16 protein-coding genes, 1 tRNA gene and 3 pseudogenes are annotated in these 16,849 nt (G+C 33.0%); 6 read left to right on the forward strand and 14 right to left on the reverse strand.

Translation table 11 applies throughout. The annotated features are described in order from the left end of the window. Window positions 1-49: 49 nt before the first annotated feature. Entirely contained in the window at window positions 50-934 is an 885-nt protein-coding gene (gene miaA / locus ACQH21_RS00565) for a tRNA (adenosine(37)-N6)-dimethylallyltransferase MiaA (RefSeq protein ID WP_264337026.1), read from the reverse strand. Window positions 935-1,009: 75 nt separating this feature from the next. Here miaA and ACQH21_RS00570 point away from each other — a divergent pair, with 75 nt between their 5' ends. From ACQH21_RS00570 to ACQH21_RS00585, 4 genes are all read left to right on the forward strand, one after another. Then, window positions 1,010-1,480 carry a hypothetical protein gene (locus tag ACQH21_RS00570; RefSeq protein WP_127464170.1) on the forward strand — a complete coding sequence of 157 codons (471 nt, stop codon included), beginning with the start codon at window positions 1,010-1,012 and terminating at the stop codon, window positions 1,478-1,480. Between the two features lie 127 nt (window positions 1,481-1,607). Then, window positions 1,608-2,267, forward strand: a complete 660-nt coding sequence (locus ACQH21_RS00575) for a JAB domain-containing protein (protein WP_425384274.1) — start codon at window positions 1,608-1,610, stop codon at window positions 2,265-2,267. A gap of 149 nt (window positions 2,268-2,416) precedes the next feature. Continuing rightward, entirely contained in the window at window positions 2,417-2,704 is a 288-nt protein-coding gene (locus ACQH21_RS00580; protein WP_425384275.1) for a helix-turn-helix domain-containing protein, read from the forward strand. A 14-nt stretch (window positions 2,705-2,718) separates the two neighbouring features. Further along, window positions 2,719-3,144: a helix-turn-helix domain-containing protein gene (locus ACQH21_RS00585; RefSeq protein WP_425384276.1), complete on the forward strand. Its 426-nt coding sequence runs from the start codon at window positions 2,719-2,721 to the stop codon at window positions 3,142-3,144. Here the strand turns inward: ACQH21_RS00585 and ACQH21_RS00590 are convergent. The 4 genes and pseudogenes from ACQH21_RS00590 to ACQH21_RS00605 form a co-directional block, all read right to left on the reverse strand. Next, window positions 3,089-4,319: pseudogene (locus ACQH21_RS00590) on the reverse strand (IS256 family transposase). The gene ACQH21_RS00585 and the pseudogene ACQH21_RS00590 overlap by 56 nt on opposite strands. A gap of 35 nt (window positions 4,320-4,354) precedes the next feature. Then, window positions 4,355-5,335, reverse strand: a complete 981-nt coding sequence (locus ACQH21_RS00595; RefSeq protein WP_425384277.1) for an RluA family pseudouridine synthase — start codon at window positions 5,333-5,335, stop codon at window positions 4,355-4,357. Next, window positions 5,335-7,143 (reverse strand): coiled-coil domain-containing protein, encoded by a 1,809-nt coding sequence (locus tag ACQH21_RS00600; protein WP_353281594.1) that lies wholly within the window; start codon window positions 7,141-7,143, stop codon window positions 5,335-5,337. Before ACQH21_RS00600 ends, ACQH21_RS00595 begins: the two co-directional genes overlap by 1 nt. A gap of 45 nt (window positions 7,144-7,188) precedes the next feature. Continuing rightward, window positions 7,189-8,211, reverse strand: a pseudogene (locus ACQH21_RS00605) (ComEC/Rec2 family competence protein); the annotation flags it as partial. 77 nt (window positions 8,212-8,288) lie between these two features. On the opposite strand from ACQH21_RS00605, the pseudogene ACQH21_RS00610 reads away from it, so the two are divergent. Together ACQH21_RS00610 and ACQH21_RS00615 are read left to right on the forward strand one after the other, a co-directional pair. Further along, window positions 8,289-9,442, forward strand: a pseudogene (locus tag ACQH21_RS00610) (IS3 family transposase). A 204-nt stretch (window positions 9,443-9,646) separates the two neighbouring features. Next, window positions 9,647-9,964, forward strand: a complete 318-nt coding sequence (locus ACQH21_RS00615) for a hypothetical protein (protein WP_425384278.1) — start codon at window positions 9,647-9,649, stop codon at window positions 9,962-9,964. Window positions 9,965-10,044: 80 nt separating this feature from the next. Here the strand turns inward: ACQH21_RS00615 and dapA are convergent, their stop codons facing one another. From dapA to elbB, 9 genes are all read right to left on the reverse strand, one after another. After that, the gene (gene dapA, locus ACQH21_RS00620; protein WP_264376660.1) at window positions 10,045-10,932 is read right to left on the reverse strand and encodes a 4-hydroxy-tetrahydrodipicolinate synthase; all 888 of its coding nucleotides are present in this window, start codon (window positions 10,930-10,932) and stop codon (window positions 10,045-10,047) included. Between the two features lie 9 nt (window positions 10,933-10,941). Continuing rightward, the gene (ssb, locus tag ACQH21_RS00625) at window positions 10,942-11,424 is read right to left on the reverse strand and encodes a single-stranded DNA-binding protein (RefSeq protein ID WP_006014313.1); all 483 of its coding nucleotides are present in this window, start codon (window positions 11,422-11,424) and stop codon (window positions 10,942-10,944) included. Between the two features lie 68 nt (window positions 11,425-11,492). Beyond that, a tRNA-Arg gene (locus ACQH21_RS00630) sits at window positions 11,493-11,566 on the reverse strand. Between the two features lie 12 nt (window positions 11,567-11,578). Next, the gene (locus ACQH21_RS00635; protein WP_264376093.1) at window positions 11,579-12,367 is read right to left on the reverse strand and encodes a hypothetical protein; all 789 of its coding nucleotides are present in this window, start codon (window positions 12,365-12,367) and stop codon (window positions 11,579-11,581) included. Continuing rightward, window positions 12,364-12,972: a hypothetical protein gene (locus ACQH21_RS00640; RefSeq protein ID WP_010406999.1), complete on the reverse strand. Its 609-nt coding sequence runs from the start codon at window positions 12,970-12,972 to the stop codon at window positions 12,364-12,366. The genes ACQH21_RS00635 and ACQH21_RS00640 overlap by 4 nt, the downstream gene beginning before the upstream one ends. Before the next feature lie 4 nt (window positions 12,973-12,976). Further along, on the reverse strand, window positions 12,977-14,416 hold the full coding sequence (locus tag ACQH21_RS00645) for a hypothetical protein (protein WP_010406997.1): 1,440 nt from the start codon (window positions 14,414-14,416) through the stop codon (window positions 12,977-12,979). A gap of 270 nt (window positions 14,417-14,686) precedes the next feature. After that, window positions 14,687-15,613: a 4-hydroxy-3-methylbut-2-enyl diphosphate reductase gene (gene ispH, locus ACQH21_RS00650; protein ID WP_213863831.1), complete on the reverse strand. Its 927-nt coding sequence runs from the start codon at window positions 15,611-15,613 to the stop codon at window positions 14,687-14,689. A 66-nt stretch (window positions 15,614-15,679) separates the two neighbouring features. Continuing rightward, the gene (locus ACQH21_RS00655; RefSeq protein ID WP_425384279.1) at window positions 15,680-15,988 is read right to left on the reverse strand and encodes a hypothetical protein; all 309 of its coding nucleotides are present in this window, start codon (window positions 15,986-15,988) and stop codon (window positions 15,680-15,682) included. A 137-nt stretch (window positions 15,989-16,125) separates the two neighbouring features. Continuing rightward, window positions 16,126-16,824 carry an isoprenoid biosynthesis glyoxalase ElbB gene (gene elbB / locus ACQH21_RS00660; RefSeq protein WP_425384280.1) on the reverse strand — a complete coding sequence of 233 codons (699 nt, stop codon included), beginning with the start codon at window positions 16,822-16,824 and terminating at the stop codon, window positions 16,126-16,128. Window positions 16,825-16,849: the final 25 nt, after the last annotated feature.

Consider the following 16,849-nt stretch of genomic DNA (forward strand, 5'->3'; position numbering starts at 1 on the left):
TATTTTTATTTCTCGGTTTGACACACTTTTTTGAACATTCCCAAAATATCTAAAATTCTGTCAATTTATTTGCACAGTCAATCACTTGAGAATTCGGAAATTGATTTTTAAACCAAGTGTACTGGCGTTTTGCATAATGCCTTGTGTTTGTTTGAGCAATCTGTATTGCTTCGTCTAAAGTAATCTCCCCTTTTAAGTATCTTATAATTTCTGGTACTCCATGTGCTTTCATAGCTGGCAAATGTGGAGATGGGTTCATGCTAAGTAGGTTTTTTATTTCATCAATTGCTCCATTTTCAACCATTTCAATAAAACGAGAATTTATTTTTCGGTATATATCCTCACGTTTAGGTAGAATTGTATATACCTTAAAATTATTGAACAAAGGAGGCTGTCTATTTTCTTGCCATACAAAGATTGTCTTGCCAGTTTCAGTGATAACTTCAAGTGCTCTTGAGAGGCGATGTGAGTCATTAATAAATATTTTACCTTGAATCCTTGGATCTTTGCTTAGCACTAATTTGTAGAATTCCTCTTTACTTAAATTTTTCCTAAGTTCATTTACGTTTTCTCTCACTTCCTGGCTTATTTGTGGAATCGATGATAATCCCTTGATTAAGCTGCTAATGTAAAGCCCACTTCCTCCAGTGATGATGGGTATTCGTGAATTTTTCAGCGCGTTGTTAACTTCCCTCTTTAAATCCTCTAGCCATAAACCTACGGAATAATTTTCTCTTGCTGAAACATAACCGTATAGCCTATAAAATTCTTTCTGCTTTGGTGGTTGAGCAGTAATTACGGGAATCTCTTTGTATACCTGCTTTGAGTCACAGTTTATTATGCTAATGTTTTTATACTTTTTTATCAAGTTATCGCATAATTCTGATTTACCTGAGGCTGTAATTCCTGTAATAATTACTATATTATCCTTCATTTATATTAATTTAACTAACCTATGATAGGGTGTAGTAAAAATTTGGATTCTACAATCTAAAATTTGGAGACTTTTATGGCAGAAAATGATAACGATAACTCGTTTACTAAGCGTTTTACAAATAGGACCTCTAATGAGACAAGAGGAGGTTTTTCCAGTAAGTATTCATCTCAAAATACCAAAGAACATGCACTAGGAGCAAAAGGAAAAATTTCTGAATTGGCAAACAAAAAAGCTGAAGCCAAGGAAGCTTTTTCTGAAAGTGGCGGCATAAAGAGTAAAAGCAGAACTATCAACGAAAGATCCTTTGCTGATGCAACAAGAAGAAGTAGATCAGATCTCATATATCTAGTTCGTGGTAAAGATCGAGGAAGATCAGCTTGGCACTATGTATTAGTTGATAAAGATAAAAGAGAAATGTTTCTGGCAAAAAGTAGAACTGGCTCTATAGATGTTGCAGATTATGGAGAGATTTTATATTCAGGATGGGGAGATGATCCACCACAGGAGATAGTCGATAAAATCAATGCGGAGTTCGGATTGTAGTAAATCTGTTGTAAAAACAACAAGGACAACATTGCAAATTTAGAGTTCAAAAGGGTTATTCCTCGAGAACTCCTGCGTCAGAAAGCTGGCGTTGAATTTGTATATAATGTTGATCTTGGAGGTTTTTATGAATAATAGTGAGAGAAAAGAGAAATTAGAAACTCGTATTCTATCAAGCAGAGGTAGGTCTTTGCTTGACCATGAGCTACTGGAACGTAATCTATCTGCATACACAGAAGGAAGAGAAGTTGCCAAAAAGCTAATGGAGCTCTTTAGTAGTTTAGGAAGGGTAATTAATGCTGATCTTCACGAGCTAAAAAATGTTACAGGAATGAACGATGGAGCAATAGCAAGTATCTTTTGTCTGAAAGAGATTTTTGATAGGATATTGAAAGGTAAGTTAAAAAAGCTGTCGATTCTTGATAATAGAGAAGAGCTACTAAAATACTTTAAAGCAGCAATAGGGCAGTCAAGAAAGGAAAGCTTACGAGTGGTATACTTAGATCGAGGTGGTCATTTAATATATGAGTATATTCAAGACTGTGGAACTATAGACAGAGTGCCTCTGTATGTGAGAGAAATAATAAAACAGGGATTACTGATTGATGCAGCATCTGTTGCAATTTCACATAATCATCCAAGCGGAGATATAGAACCATCAAAGGAGGATGAGGATAACACACTCACATTAGCTGCAACCTGCGAAAATGTAGGAATGAAATTGATAGATCATATAATCGTAACACAGAAGAGCCACTTTAGTTTTTATGACAGTGGCTTATTGTAATCTGTAACCCGGAAGGAAAGTTCTCTAGCTTTCCTTCTTTTTTTTCCACTTTATGAATTAAGAAATTCGCTGTAAGCTTGAACAAATAAAATTAGCAATGAAAGGTGGAATTAGGCAAAAAAATAAAGGAACTTAGGTTATACTGTGGTTTGACACAAACTGAATTAGGAAAAAGAATAGGTGTTTCATATAGACAGATACAAAGGTACGAAAATGATTCGAATTACATTTTAGCCAGTAGACTATATGACTTAGCAAAAGCCCTATCGATAGATGTTGCTAACTTTTTCACTGATATGCACGCTGACTCACATGAAGCTTACGATGAAGAGGTGTTAAAGTTAGTCAAAGGATATAATGAAATTAAGAGCAAAAGGTTGCGTAGTGTAGTTTATATGTTAGTAAAATCTTTTTCTCAAAGTTACAATAAGAGTTAGTATTGCTTTAAAAAATGGGTATGCAACATCCTATTGATAAACAAATAGGTGAAAGGATAAGGAAAAGAAGGCTAATGTGTGGTTTTAGCCAAAGAGACTTAGGAAAAAAGCTTGGAATTTCATTCCAGCATATACAAGGATATGAAACTGGAGAAGTAAGGCTTATATTTGATAGGTTGTATAATTTGGCAGAAGCTTTGTCAGTTGATATGTCATATTTTTTTACAAAAGCCTCTGAGGATTTACATGATAAGGCCTTCCATAGCGATACAAGTAGTAAAGAAATATCAAGGCTAGTGAGGGAATACAGGAAAATTAAGGATGGAACGTTGCGTGATATTATTCATTCAGGGAATGTTCAAAAAAGTGTGTCAAAGCGAATTTTTAGTTCAACTCAATTTTTAACCTATCAGGAAAAAAGATATCAAGTTGAGATATAGTTAGAGCCCAATTAGGCAAAGCCATAGCCCATTTTTGCTCTATCTTTTTTATAGCACAATATACCAATTTGTACAAGGCATTTGTACTGGTAAATGAACCTTTGGTTTTAGTAAATTTTCTGATTTGTCTGTGCAACCCCTCAATTGGATTGGTGGTATAAATTAGCCTTCTAACAGGGCCAGAATACTTAAAATAACTAGACAAATTTTCCCAATTGTTTTGCCACGATTTTATGACTAAAGGATATTTTTCACCCCATTTTTCCTCCAGTTCAAGTAAATAATTTTCGGCGATTTCTCTACTTGTAGCACGGTATATTTTTTTCAAATCATTCATAAAAACTTTTATATCTTTGCTGGATACGTATTTTAGTGAATTTCTTATTTGGTGCACAATGCATAACTGTACCTCAGCATTGGGAAATACGCTATTTATAGCTGTAGGGAAGCTTTTCAGACCGTCAACACAAGCTATCAAAATGTCTTCTACTCCTCTCTCTTTTAAGTCATTTAATACGCCTAGCCAGAAGTTAGCTCCCTCACTTTCTGCTAAGTAAAAACCCAGTACTTCTTTTCTGCCATTTTGGTCTATTCCTAATATATTGTACATGCATTTACTTATGCAATGTCCATTCTCTTTGACCTTAAAAAACATCCCATCCATAAATACTATCGGGTATACTGATTGTAGGGGACGACTCCTCCATTCATTGATTATAGGCAGTAATTTATCTGTAATTCCAGATATCTCTGCTGCAGATATTTTATGGTCATAGATTTCTTCCACATAGGATGCTATATCCCTGTATCCCACACCGCTTGCAAACATGTTCAAGACCTTTGTTTCAAGTTCTGGATGTAAGCTTGTTTGCCTTTTTTTCACTATCTGTGGTTCGAAACTTCCCTCTCTATCTCTTGGTGTCAATAGTTCAAATACTCGTCTTCAAAGTTTTGCCATTCTTTCCGTTTCTTCGATTCTTTTCTTCTCTTTCATTGGATAAATGATGCTCTATTTCACCTTCTAGACTTGCTTCCAGCAGCCTTTTTACAAATGGTGTTAATGCTCCATCTCTCCCCATCAATGGTTTACCTTCCCTTATTGATGACAGTATATTTGCTTCCAGCTCTTTGTAATCTACCAGGCCAGTCGTTCCATTTTCTATTTTGTAACTCATATATCAAACCTCTATTTTTTGTTTCTATTTTATTTTTATTTCTCGGTTTGACACACTTTTTTGAACATTCCCTTTTCAAATTCACCGATTAAGACTTGCATGTCTTGTGGTAAATCAGAAACAAATTCTATATATTCTTTATTTTTTGGATGATATAAGCCTAGCGTGTGAGCATGTAGTGCCTGTCTATTGAAATTACGGATAAAGTCAGAGTTTTTAGCATGTTTTTCACTTTTACTACTATTTTTTCCGTAAACTTGATCACCAACTACAGAATGTCCTATGTGGCTCATGTGTACTCGAATTTGGTGTGTTCTGCCTGTCTCTAAAGTACATTTAACCAGGCTTGCTTGCCCTATAATTTTCTTCACTGAATAATGAGTGATTGCTAATTTACCTGCTGTTTTTGTGACACACATCATTTCTTTATTACTGCGTTTTGGAGCAATATGGGTTTTTACTGTTCCTTGCAGATTAGGTAATGCTCCCCAAATTACTGCTAAGTATTCCCGTTTTATTTTACGATTTGATAGCAGTTCAGACAAGAAGCTGTGGGATTGTTCATTTTTTGCAATTACCATGAGTCCACTAGTATCTTTATCAAGCCTGTGAACAATTCCTGGTCTTGTATTTATATATGGAATTTTGCCAAGGTGAGCGATCACTGCATTCAGGAGTGTATCATTGTTTGTTCCAGCACCTGGGTGTACTGTTAATCTACTTTGTTTACTCAGAACTATAATGTCCCCATCTTCGTAGATGATATCAAGCTTTATATTATAGTTAGGTTCAATTGATGTGGATATGTCAGGTTGAACGAGATGTACTATATACTCTTCACCTGGTTTTACTATGTGGTCATTATTAATTATCGGCGTGCCAAGTAATGTTACCCGCTCATCTTGTATCAATCTTTGTGCTTTACTGCGTGATATGTTACACTTTTTAGCTATGTAAGTATCTAGCCTTAATTTTTTTTCGTCACTATTAACATTTAAGGTTATATCTATGGTCACTACCCTGCGCAAGCTACTTTGAATGCTGCATGAACATCTGGATTCACAAAATCAACTTTTGTACTAGGTTGAATTTGAAGACCGTCTTGTTTTTTAATATGGCAAATTGTTTGAGAGCCATCTTTCCAGTAAATTATTATTTTATTATCAAAATCCCGTAGCGTTAACTCCCTCTTTTCTTCTTTTTTATCTTTTTCTTCTAGCTTAATAGACTCTAATAAATAATATAGAAAGTCACTTGCTTTACCGTTAACTTTTTTTCTCCATTCATCCATTTTTTCTTGTTCAGATAATTCTTTTTCCAATTTTGCATTTTCTTGCTCCAGCTCTTTCATCCTTTTTTTTGATTTTAATAATCTATGTTTTTCTATTGCTTTTTTCTCTTCATCTCGCTGTTTTTCAAGAGAAGTAGCAGTAATACTGCCTTCACTGCTATTAGGTTCATTTGATTGAGTCTGTTTATTCTTTAATTCTGCTAGCTCATCTTTTACTTTTTTTAGTTCTTCTTCTAATTCGTTCTTTATCTTTTCCGCTTCTTCTTTTTGTTTTTCCAATGTATCTATGAACTCACGATCATCGCTAATTGTTCTTTCTCCAGATTGAAAAAAGCCAACTAATCTGCTTGGTTCAAATCGCTCAACCTTATCTTCAGCGATTTTAATAGTATTCTCTAAACTAGAAAAAATGCTTTCAATTTTTAGTGAATTTGTTCTTTTTGCCAGCTCTTTAGCTTCGCTTAAAATGACCATCATTTCCTTACGCAACTTATCTAAATCTTTTTTGATGTCTCCTCTAATTCCTTGTAGATGAACAAGTGTTTCTTGAATTTCATCATTTGCAGGTTTTAGAAGTTTGCTATCAAGTAGATCTTTAGCTTCATCTAAGCGCTTATCAAATGAGTCAACAATTTTATCTGTAAAATTAGTCAAGTGCTTATCTAGTAATTTTATTAATCGAGATATTGGATCATTTTCTTCCTCATCTTTTGTCTTTTTTTCCATTACCGATACAAAACCACCTCTTCTGCATGGAAAGAGAATATCTAAATTATTAAATTTTTTAATAATATTATGATTATTGTTTATCTCATTGGTTTTTAGCTTGCTGAATGTTATACATATTCCAACGATAGCAATGATACTAGCCAGTACAACTGGAACCCATTCCAAAGCCTGAATATTGGCAAAGCTCAATCTATTTTGTATTAACGCACCAACTATAATTACAGCACTAATTACATATGGTATGGTAAGAAAAATGGCCTTATTTTTATTCTCTTGTATTTGATTATCTAATATTTTTTTCTGATTTTCAGAAATTGGCAAAACTATTGAAAAGTTTGCTTTTTTGGAATCTATAAGACTTAAATTTGGTTTTATCTCTATTTTCAGAGCATTTTCAGCGATTTCACTCATCTCGTTGTCTTTGCCACCTCTAATTTTATTATTTATTAATTCCTCTATCAACTTTTCTCCTTCTTTTATCTCCTGCTTATGCATATATCTCATAGCAGAAGAGGCTACAAAAGTTGTTAAAAGAATAATAGAAACCAAAGTGTAAATTGGCATGAATGTTGGGTTAAAAATATCTGTAATAAACCTTAGATCATTATGGGTTATTATTATTGCAGCTACATAAGCCAAAGAAAATTGAAGCCAAATATTTACAATCGCTATGGGTAGAGTGTTACTTACAGAATATTTCTTTGTTGCACGCCATAACCTAGGAAAAAAACCAATAGCATCATCTATTTTGGCAAAATTATGATCTACTTTAACATTGAAAGGATTTGTTGTATCTAAAGGCATAAATTTCCTTGCATCCTAATTAAGTAATTATATATAAATGATACTTTAAAAACAAGTTTTTGGCTTATGCCAAGGACGATTAGAACGGACTTTGCTAACCTTTATGCCACTATTTGCTAGCCAAACAGAGTGTGTGCCATATGCCTCTAAGTCAGAGTATTTGATGATTTTAGTATTGCAAGCTGGATAGTTAAACTTGCTTAACTGAATTACTAGATCGACATTGTTACAATTTTCTAAAATATCTTCTCTTTTATGAGCTAGCAACACTGACTTATTATTTCCTTTATTATATGTACAGTCATAATCATTACATTTTAGCCTTTTGTTTGAATTACTGAATTTAGTATGATTCACAATTTGATTCTGCCCGTTTTGCTTTGCCCACGTTTTGACAACAAAATTTCTGTTTTTTCTAGTAAGGGAATATAGTAAATTGTCATCTTCTTTTACAGCAAGATTATCAGCACTGACTAGAATGTCAGGAGTTGTATACATAGCGCTAGAGAAAATACCTAGCACAATAAAGAAAATTCCAAAGAAACGCCAATTCCTTTCCCACAAGCATAACCATAATAGCCCAAGCGTTATTATAATAATTAATGAGGCAGGAAAAGTGCGAATAGGAATAACCAAATACTGAAGACTGGCAATTGCGTTTGTTATATATAAAACGCTGTCAATTGGGCGTTCCATGAGAGGCGTTATAATCCACTGAGTACCTAAAGGAATCAATAAAACATATATTATTCCAAGTGGAATAATAATGAGTGTAACTATTGGTATAGCAATCAAATTTGTGATAATGCCACTGATTGAAAAATAGTTAAAATTGTATATTGTGTACGGAACAGTTGCTAAACTTGCTATTATTGAGCTGATCATTATCGACACAAAATATTTTATTATTTTTATTTTGAATAACTTATTAGCATTGATCTGATAGCTGGCAACTAGTGCCAAAACAGCAGAAAATGACATTTGAAAACCTGGCTTTAAGATTGCTTCTGGCTCCACTATGAGTATCACCGAAGCAGCAAACGCAATTGCTATTAATCCTCGATATTGACCTTACCCAGAAAAAGTAGACAGAAAGTTAAGACGTTTTTGAAGTAAAATAAAACGTTTTTTCAAAGAGGTGTGGTATGACAAAAAGAAAAGAATATACAGCAGAATTCAAAATTGAAGCTATAAGACTAGTAAAAGAAACAGGTCAATCATCAGCAAAAATAGCAAGAGATTTGGGTATTAGCGGTGATTCATTAAGCAGATGGGTAAAAACATACAATGATAGAATGTCTGGAGTAGATGCGTTTCCAGGAAAAGGGAAAGTAGCTCATTGTGACAAAGAAAAGTTTGATTTAAAGAAAGAGCTGGCAAGAGTAACGAGGGAAAGAGACATTTTAAAAAAAGCCCTGGGATATTTTGCAAACCAAAAAGAGTAAAATATTCTTTTATAAAAGAACATGAAAACTGCTATAAAATACGGGAATTATGCAGATTTTTGAACGTATCTGCTTGTGGTTATTATAAATGGATTACTAAGGAAAAAAACAACAAAAAATCAATAAGAGAAGAGCTCATACAAGATATTCAGAAGGTATATCGAGCATCACAATGCAGATACGGAGCTCCTAAAATTCACGCTGAATTAAAGGCTTTAGGTAAAAATTATAACATCAAAACAGTGCAAAATGTTATGCAGAAAAATGGCATTCAAGCTAAGCTTAGACGAAAGTTTAAAAGTAAAAAACCACAAATAGACAATAGAGTTATAACTCCTAACATATTAAATCAGAATTTCATCGCTGATCAACCTAACAAGATATGGGTAACTGATATTACGTACATAAAAACTAATGAAGGATGGTTATATTTGGCAGCAATAATAGATTTATATTCACGCATGGTGATTGGCTGGTCAATGAGTAATGCAGTAAATAGGCAATTAGTTATAGATGCGTTATTCATGGCTATTGGTAGGCGCAAATCTGCTAAAAATCTACTATTTCATAGCGATCAAGGATCGCAATACACCTCTAAAAATTATCAATTTTTACTAAGTACAAAAAATATTACTTCTAGTATGAGTCACAAAGGTTGTTGTTATGATAATGCTGTTTCAGAGAGCTTTTTTAGTTCACTTAAGAGAGAGTTACTCATTGATACTTCACAACACTCTGCACAACAAGCTAAAACCGCAATATTTGAATATATAGAAATTTTTTATAATAAACAGCGTAGACATTCTACTATTAACTATTGCATTCCTGAGCTTTTTGATTCATCATTCTCATAGCAAAAACGTCTTAACTTTCTGTCTACTTTTTCTGGGTAAGGTCAGGTTGCCCGATTCGCACTGATGCGTAGACTCAGACGGCAAAACATCTGGTTTAATAAGTTTTAGAATCCTTTCAGTTTCTTTCTGAATGAATTCCTCTCCTTTTAAACAATATGACCGAAGACTTTCAGGTCGCACCATCTCAACGATATACCAGAAGGCATGTCCAAAGAACATGAACAAATTTTGAGAGAATATAGCAACAGCGCTGAATATAAAATTAAAAATTATGTACATACTATCAGTAGTATTGGTGTTTCTTTTGGAGTTGGAGCAGGACTAGTTGCTCTTGGTTTTACATCACCAGCAGCTATAGGTGCTTTAACTTTTGTAGTGAGTATGATTCCTTATATTTCTTTAAGTTTCTTAATTGATAAAGCAATTGAGTGCTTTTTTCCAGAAGGAAATAAACAGCCAGGTAGCTCAGTTGATAGTGATGTGAAAATTGTTGGTGGGTATACGTGCAGGGAAGTATTTTAAGAAACGATAGATAGAAGTTTTTGAAGAGGATTTAGCTCATTTTTTTCATGTTAAGTATAATTGAATTATCCGCTCAAGTCCTAATCCTGCATAGCTAGTTGATTTTTCCATCCAAGAATCATTTTATTAGCTTGCCTCAATGTTTCAATAGAAGGCAAGTCTTCTGTGCTTAGTGGTAGACGAACAGTTTTGTGTTCTATAAGCCCAATGTCATGCAAGAGTGCTTTAGTAGGTATTGGATTGCTGGCAGTAAATAGAGTTTTGCAAGCTTGTTGCCAACTGTCTGCCTGAGGGTTCTCGCCACTCATGCATTGCTTAACATATTCATGTACTACACGTGGCCAAACATTGGCAGCAACAGAAACCAGACCAGCCGCACCCTTAGCAGCCATATCGGGTATCATATTATCATCTCCGCAAAAGACCTCAATATTTGGTGCAACTTTCTTATACTGAGTTAAAGTATCAACGGTGCCACTTGAATCTTTGATAGCCCAAAATTTTTCGTGGCTGGATAAGTTGCGTACAGTTTCAGCGTGAAGACTCACTCCTGCTCTTGATGGAATATTGTAAAGCATGGCTGGCACATGTGCTTTTTCAAGCAGCTTTTCAAACCATAAAGTTTGCCCCATGATTCCAGGCTTTGCATAAATGGGAGTTGTCATTAGATAGCCATGAATAGGCATACCCTTGCAAAAATCAAGCCATTCAAGAGTCTGATATAGATTCACTCCTGGTACACCAATTATAATTTTCGTATTTAATTTTAGCTCACATACAAATTCAACTAATGTGCGCTTTTCAGAATCAGTAAGTGATAAGCTTTCACCTGTGCTACCTAGCAACACTACACCATTTTCAGCTTCAGCTTGCATTGTTAGTAAACGCTGCAAGCTTTGGTAATCTATACTATCTCCACTGCAATTAAAAGGAGTAACACAAGCAGTCCATAAAAATGTAGATTTCAATTGAAGTTATTAAAATGGTATTTCATCATCGATTAGTTCGTCTTTTATATCGTTGTCAAAACTTCCGTGTTTATCTTTTTGTTCTGTTTCATTTTGTTTGTATTCACTTGGCTTGTAATCAGAGTTTGACATACTGTTTCGTGAATCTAAAAGGGTAAGGGCACTATTAAAGTTATATAGCACCACCTCTGTCGTATACCTTTCGCTACCATTTTGGTCAGTCCATTTTCTAGTTCTCAGAGAACCTTCAACGTAAACTTTACTACCTTTGCGCGCAAAATCCTTAACAATTTTTACTAATCCTTCACTAAAAATTACAATATTATGCCATTCTGTCTTTTCAGAGCGCGTACCAGAAAATTTGTCAGTCCAACTTTCAGATGTGGCTATCGAAAAACTTGCCATCTCTTTTCCATTTTGTGTAGTCCTAATTTCAGGATCTTTTCCTAAATTACCAACTAATATGACTTTATTTATAGTACCACTAGACATAATTATGCTTTAAAATAAATCTCTTTATTATCTTATGTGAGAGTATTATTGTCAAATTTAATTAAAAACGCGCTTGGAGGGATTCGAACCCACGACCTTTGCCTCCGGAGGGCAACGCTCTATCCAACTGAGCTACAAGCGCAGATGTATTAGATTATTTAATAGATAAACTATCTAAATCAAATTTTTGTTCTGGATAAAGCGTAAACATAATACCTCCATGTCCAAAATGTACATTTTTAGAATTGCTTATCCGTTCTTTTGTTATCTTTTGGTTTACAGCCCATGAAAAAGTTACATAATTTTCAGTTACTGAGTGCACTTTTAAATCCTTAGTATTTATAAACAACTTTCCATTTACCCATATTTTCCATGTATCGGGGGAAAAGTATAAAATTGAATCTAAACTGACTACTTTACAATTGAAATTTTCTTCCTCTGTAACTACTGAAGACTGTAAGTTAAACTTTTCCATCTCACTAACTATTCTATTAACCTGCTCTTCATCAAAAAAAATGCTTTTTATGCTACCATATTGCGATAAAGTACTCTCTGCTGCCTCTTTTATTATATCGTCTCGATCTATATAATAATTGTTGATAAAAAAACACTCCTTCGCACGCAAATTTGCTATATCAATGAAGTCATTTATTTCTTGATTTCCAACTTTTAAAATACTTTTTAAGTACTTCTTTTCTATAATCATTCCATCATTAGAATGATGACAGACCATTTCATCATTGCCTTGTCTTTCTATATATACACATAAATTTTCACTATTTAACCCTAATATTTTATGCTCAATAAAATCTTCATTACTAATATGCTGTTGGCAAGAATATTTTTTACAAATCCCTATATTTTCTACAAGATCTTCGCAATTGCAATATGCACTAAAATTAAAAAATAGCAGCGTAAAAATAAAAAACAACTTTATATTCATCTACTTAATATGGTATACCAATCAAAAACTATACTAGCTCTCACTATCTCTATCATATTACCACTTAAAATCTGGTTTATAACTTTAGCATCTATATTTCTCTGCTTATTCAAGGTAAGAGATCTGATCATAACATAACCAGGAAGATTTGGAATAGACTGTAGAAATAAAAAAATATGCTTATCGCTAATTGAGCTTAAACTTAGAACCACTTCACTTCTTATTACTTTTGTATGTTCACTTTTATTGTGGAGTTCAGCTTCTTCAGGTATAGAAATTGATATTTCAGGTTCTAACATGTAGTGTTTTTTATATAGCTTGTTAAGCTCAAAATTTAAATTTGTAATGTATCTGCTACTATGTAAGTTTGAAGAAGAAATTCTTTTCCATAAATCTAGGTTTTTATTTAGAACGACTTCTTTCTTTTGAATTTCAATGATCTGTAAATTAATAGAGCGTATTTCCTCAGCTGCAGTTTGATTTTTATTATAAACCTTTTTGTTATAGATAATAAAACACGTTGATAACCCTATTAATACAATAGATAACAATAAGTAATATATGCACTGAATTGTAGCTTTTCTTTTTAGTTGAGAGATAGTCATCAATCTACATTGCCTCTCCTATTTCAACATCAATAGATAGATTTTTCTCTTTAGTAGTAGGTAAGCTAGAAATACTAATATCATGAGTACGGAAATTATCGTTTAAATTTTTCTGTAGTTTCTCGTATTGATAAGAAATGTCTTTACCAGATTGAAAATTAAACCTTAAAGTTGTGGTAATATAACTTTTTGCCTCATTATAATTCCACTCAAATAATTGAAGCTCTACATCTGGTACTTTTAGCTTTTCTACATACTTAACTTGTGTGAGAGGAGAGTACTCTATTTTTGATAAAATATTATTGATATTAATAAAATCGTAAACTTCATCTATCTTTTTTACATTATAGCTTTGGCTAAGTTTTATTAGTTTGTTATTTAAAGCACTCCGCTTTGCAGATAAATTATCAGCAATATTAAAATTCGAATACAAATTCCGCAAACAAAAGGTGTTAATTACAATTAAAGTCAAAAGGAGGTATAGAAAAATCCGAGGAGAGTTTAAATAAAGGTAATTGAATAGATAAAATTCTTTAGTTTCTTTTGTATTAAAAACATCTGTTGGCTTATTCTTAAAGCTATGGAACAAAATTGTAGTATCACAAAAGCTATCTTTTTCGCATATAGCTAATTCTGCTCCCAATAGTTTACCTAGCTCATATGGAGTCAATATGTTCACACTATTCTCTGAAAAATTTATAACTGATAAACTAGATTTAATAGCTTCTGATACTATGATGCAAAGGTCGATAGGGTCATTTTTTTCAAATCCAAACTTAGTTAAAGATTGAATTGTATTTTTCACTTCCTGATATATTTCACCAGCAATGATTCCTGGTAAATTATCATTAGTAAATGGTATTAAACGTGTAAATATCATTTTGTTCTCTTTAAGAACCACTTGTCTATAGCCACCTGTTTTAGTTGCAGCAACTATAATTTTCCAGTTACTAGGATCTTTGTGTAGAATCTTTTTTGCTATACTGACTAGTTCTATAGGAAACATTAATATTCCTTTAAAGTTAGAGCCTATTTCAACAAACACGTCCAACCAATATTCTATTAAATGATTTGCTTTTGATGAAACAAATAGATACCACCAGTTTTGATTAAATTTATTCGGCTTTTCGACCAAGAGAATAGAATTTATATCGTTATTATGAGCAAAATGCTCTACTTTTGTTTTTGCTGATAGATAAGCACTAATCCTATTTACTCTTGGGATAGACTGTAGCAAATAGTTCTGATCAGTGTGATTGAGAACCAGATATAAGGGTGCTTTTTTATCTGATGAGAGACATGAAATTAAGTCAGAAACAACTTTATTATTTTTGTCCTTAGCAAAATATCTTTTATTTAAAGTATCATTTTTAAAATATAGTAACATTGTGCCTTCTTTTCCTATAGAAAGCATAAACTTACTTTTGGGTTTTGACCCAAACATATTAACAAAGTGTATACTCATCTAGAATTAAAAAGGTAATTTATTGAAATTCATTAAACATTAGATGACAATATTACTTATATTATAAGTTTTTGATAAAATTAGTAGTAATATTAACCCTTTTGTATGATGAAGGTTTTTTATATTTGTGCTAGACACAACTTAACCTGACAAACGAGGATTAATTATATCTCAGCTTGATATTTTATTCTCCAACAGACTGAAAATTGAATTGAGCTAAAGACTTGATTTGACGCACGTTGTTGCACATTACCATTTAGTATACTTGAACTGAACATTTTCAGTGAATCCATCTGGCATGACTGAAACTTTTGTATTCATATTTATTTTTAAGTAATTTACTAGCTCATCAACTAATATATCAGGAGCAGAAGCACCTGCAGTAATTCCTATTTTTTCTGCGCCCTGCAACCAATTTTTGTTCATACATTTATAATTATCAATCAAATAGGCTCTTTTTCCTCTGGAAATACACAGGTCTAATAAACGGTTTGAATTTGAACTGTTTTTGCTTCCTACAATTAACACTACGTCTGTAATTTTAGCCAATTTTTTAACAGCGTTCTGCCTATTTTGTGTTGCATAGCATATATCTTTTAAGTCGGGGCCTGTAATGCTTGGAAATCTGAGCTTCAGTGTAGCAATAATTTCTTTGGTATCGTCAATACTTAACGTGGTTTGTGTTACATAAGATAAATTATCTGGATCTTTGATTTGTAAATTGTATACGTCTTGCATAGTTTGCACTAGAGATATAGGATTACTTACTCTTCCTATAATTCCTTTAACTTCTGGATGATTTTCATGTCCAATTAGAATTAATTCTTTACCACTATCCTCATACCTTTTTGCCTCTTTATGTACTTTGCTAACTAATGGACATGTTGCATCAATCACTTGAACACCCTTTCTTTTTGCCTCATCCTCTATACTTTTCGACACTCCATGTGCGCTAAAGATCAATATTCCTCTATTGTCTTTAATGTCTTCTATGCTGCTTACAAAAACCACTCCTTGTTTCTTGAAGTCCTCTACTATATACTTATTATGAACGATTTCGTGTAGTACATAAACTTGGCGTTCATTTTTGTATTTCTCTAAAGTGATTGCTAATATGTCTACAGCTCTTTTAACCCCTGCACAGAAACCGCGTGGTTCAGCTAAGATAATCTCCATTTTTTTTCAAATCAAGTAAGTATGTAAACATTGCTAAAAAGTAAGCTCCGCTCACTATGTTTCATATCATGACTGCTTTACTATAATTTCAAATTTATCATTACCAAGATTCTTATTAATATACCAGGAACCGTCATCTTTAATTACAAATTCAGGACCCTTGAGGTCTCTTGTTATTGTCCTTCCATCTTGGTCATCCATGGCAATATGGATATCGAATGTAACGATGTCTAGATTTATTATAGCTTTTTTTCCACTGTATGAATTTAGACTAAACTTGCCCAACATGACATCATTAATACTCACTTCTCCTGCATAAGTATCACACTGACCATCTATACAACACTCACTTTTAATATAAAAAAGATCTAACATATTTAAATCTATAAAAAAAAGAACTAAATTTATATACTAAATACAATTCATCATTAATAAGCAACTATAGATTACTTTGGCTACAGCAATAATGCAACTGGAAGTATAACATAATTAATTGTATAAGAAACTACACTTTAGAGAAATGGTTGTTTGGTTTTTTTATTAATTTTTTTCACCATACTGTCAATCATGTGTTTTATTCCTTGATATACAGAGTGTGTACTTTCATCACTACGCATATAAGCAGAGCAGGAAAATATATTATGCTTTTCGTCTTCTATTGATAGCTTTGTATCGCATGTTATATGTTCGCCGCCGAGCTTCTCTATCAACTGGTCTTTGTCGTTTCCTATAGTTACCTTAATCTTACTTTCTTCTTTACCTATCTTGCTACTTAAAATTAAAACAATAATGGCTGGAGATATACATATAGTTCCTATTGGCTTTTTTGCAACAAAGAACTCTGAGACTAATCTTTCAAACTCAGGCATTACTGTTTTATTTTCAGCTAAGTCAGATAAATTTTTCGCAACTCCATATCCACCAGGTACGACTAGCATGTCAAAATTTTCAGCTTTAGCTTCTCTTAAATCATTTATCTCACCTCTTGCAATTCTTGCTGATTCTACAAGTACATTCCTTTTTTCTTTTACTGCTTCTTTTGTTTTGTGATTCATAACTTGTGTGATATCAACATCAGGAGCAAAGCACGTGACTTCAACTTCCTGCTGATCAAGCACAAGCAGAGTTAAGACCGCTTCTCTCACCTCTGTGCCGTCGAGGTGGCCGCATCCTGATAAAACCACAGCGGCTCTTAATTTTTTCTCACCCATAAAATACCTTGATTTCATATAATCT

This window comes from Wolbachia endosymbiont (group B) of Eupithecia inturbata (assembly GCF_964030915.1).
GTDB lineage: Bacteria > Pseudomonadota > Alphaproteobacteria > Rickettsiales > Anaplasmataceae > Wolbachia.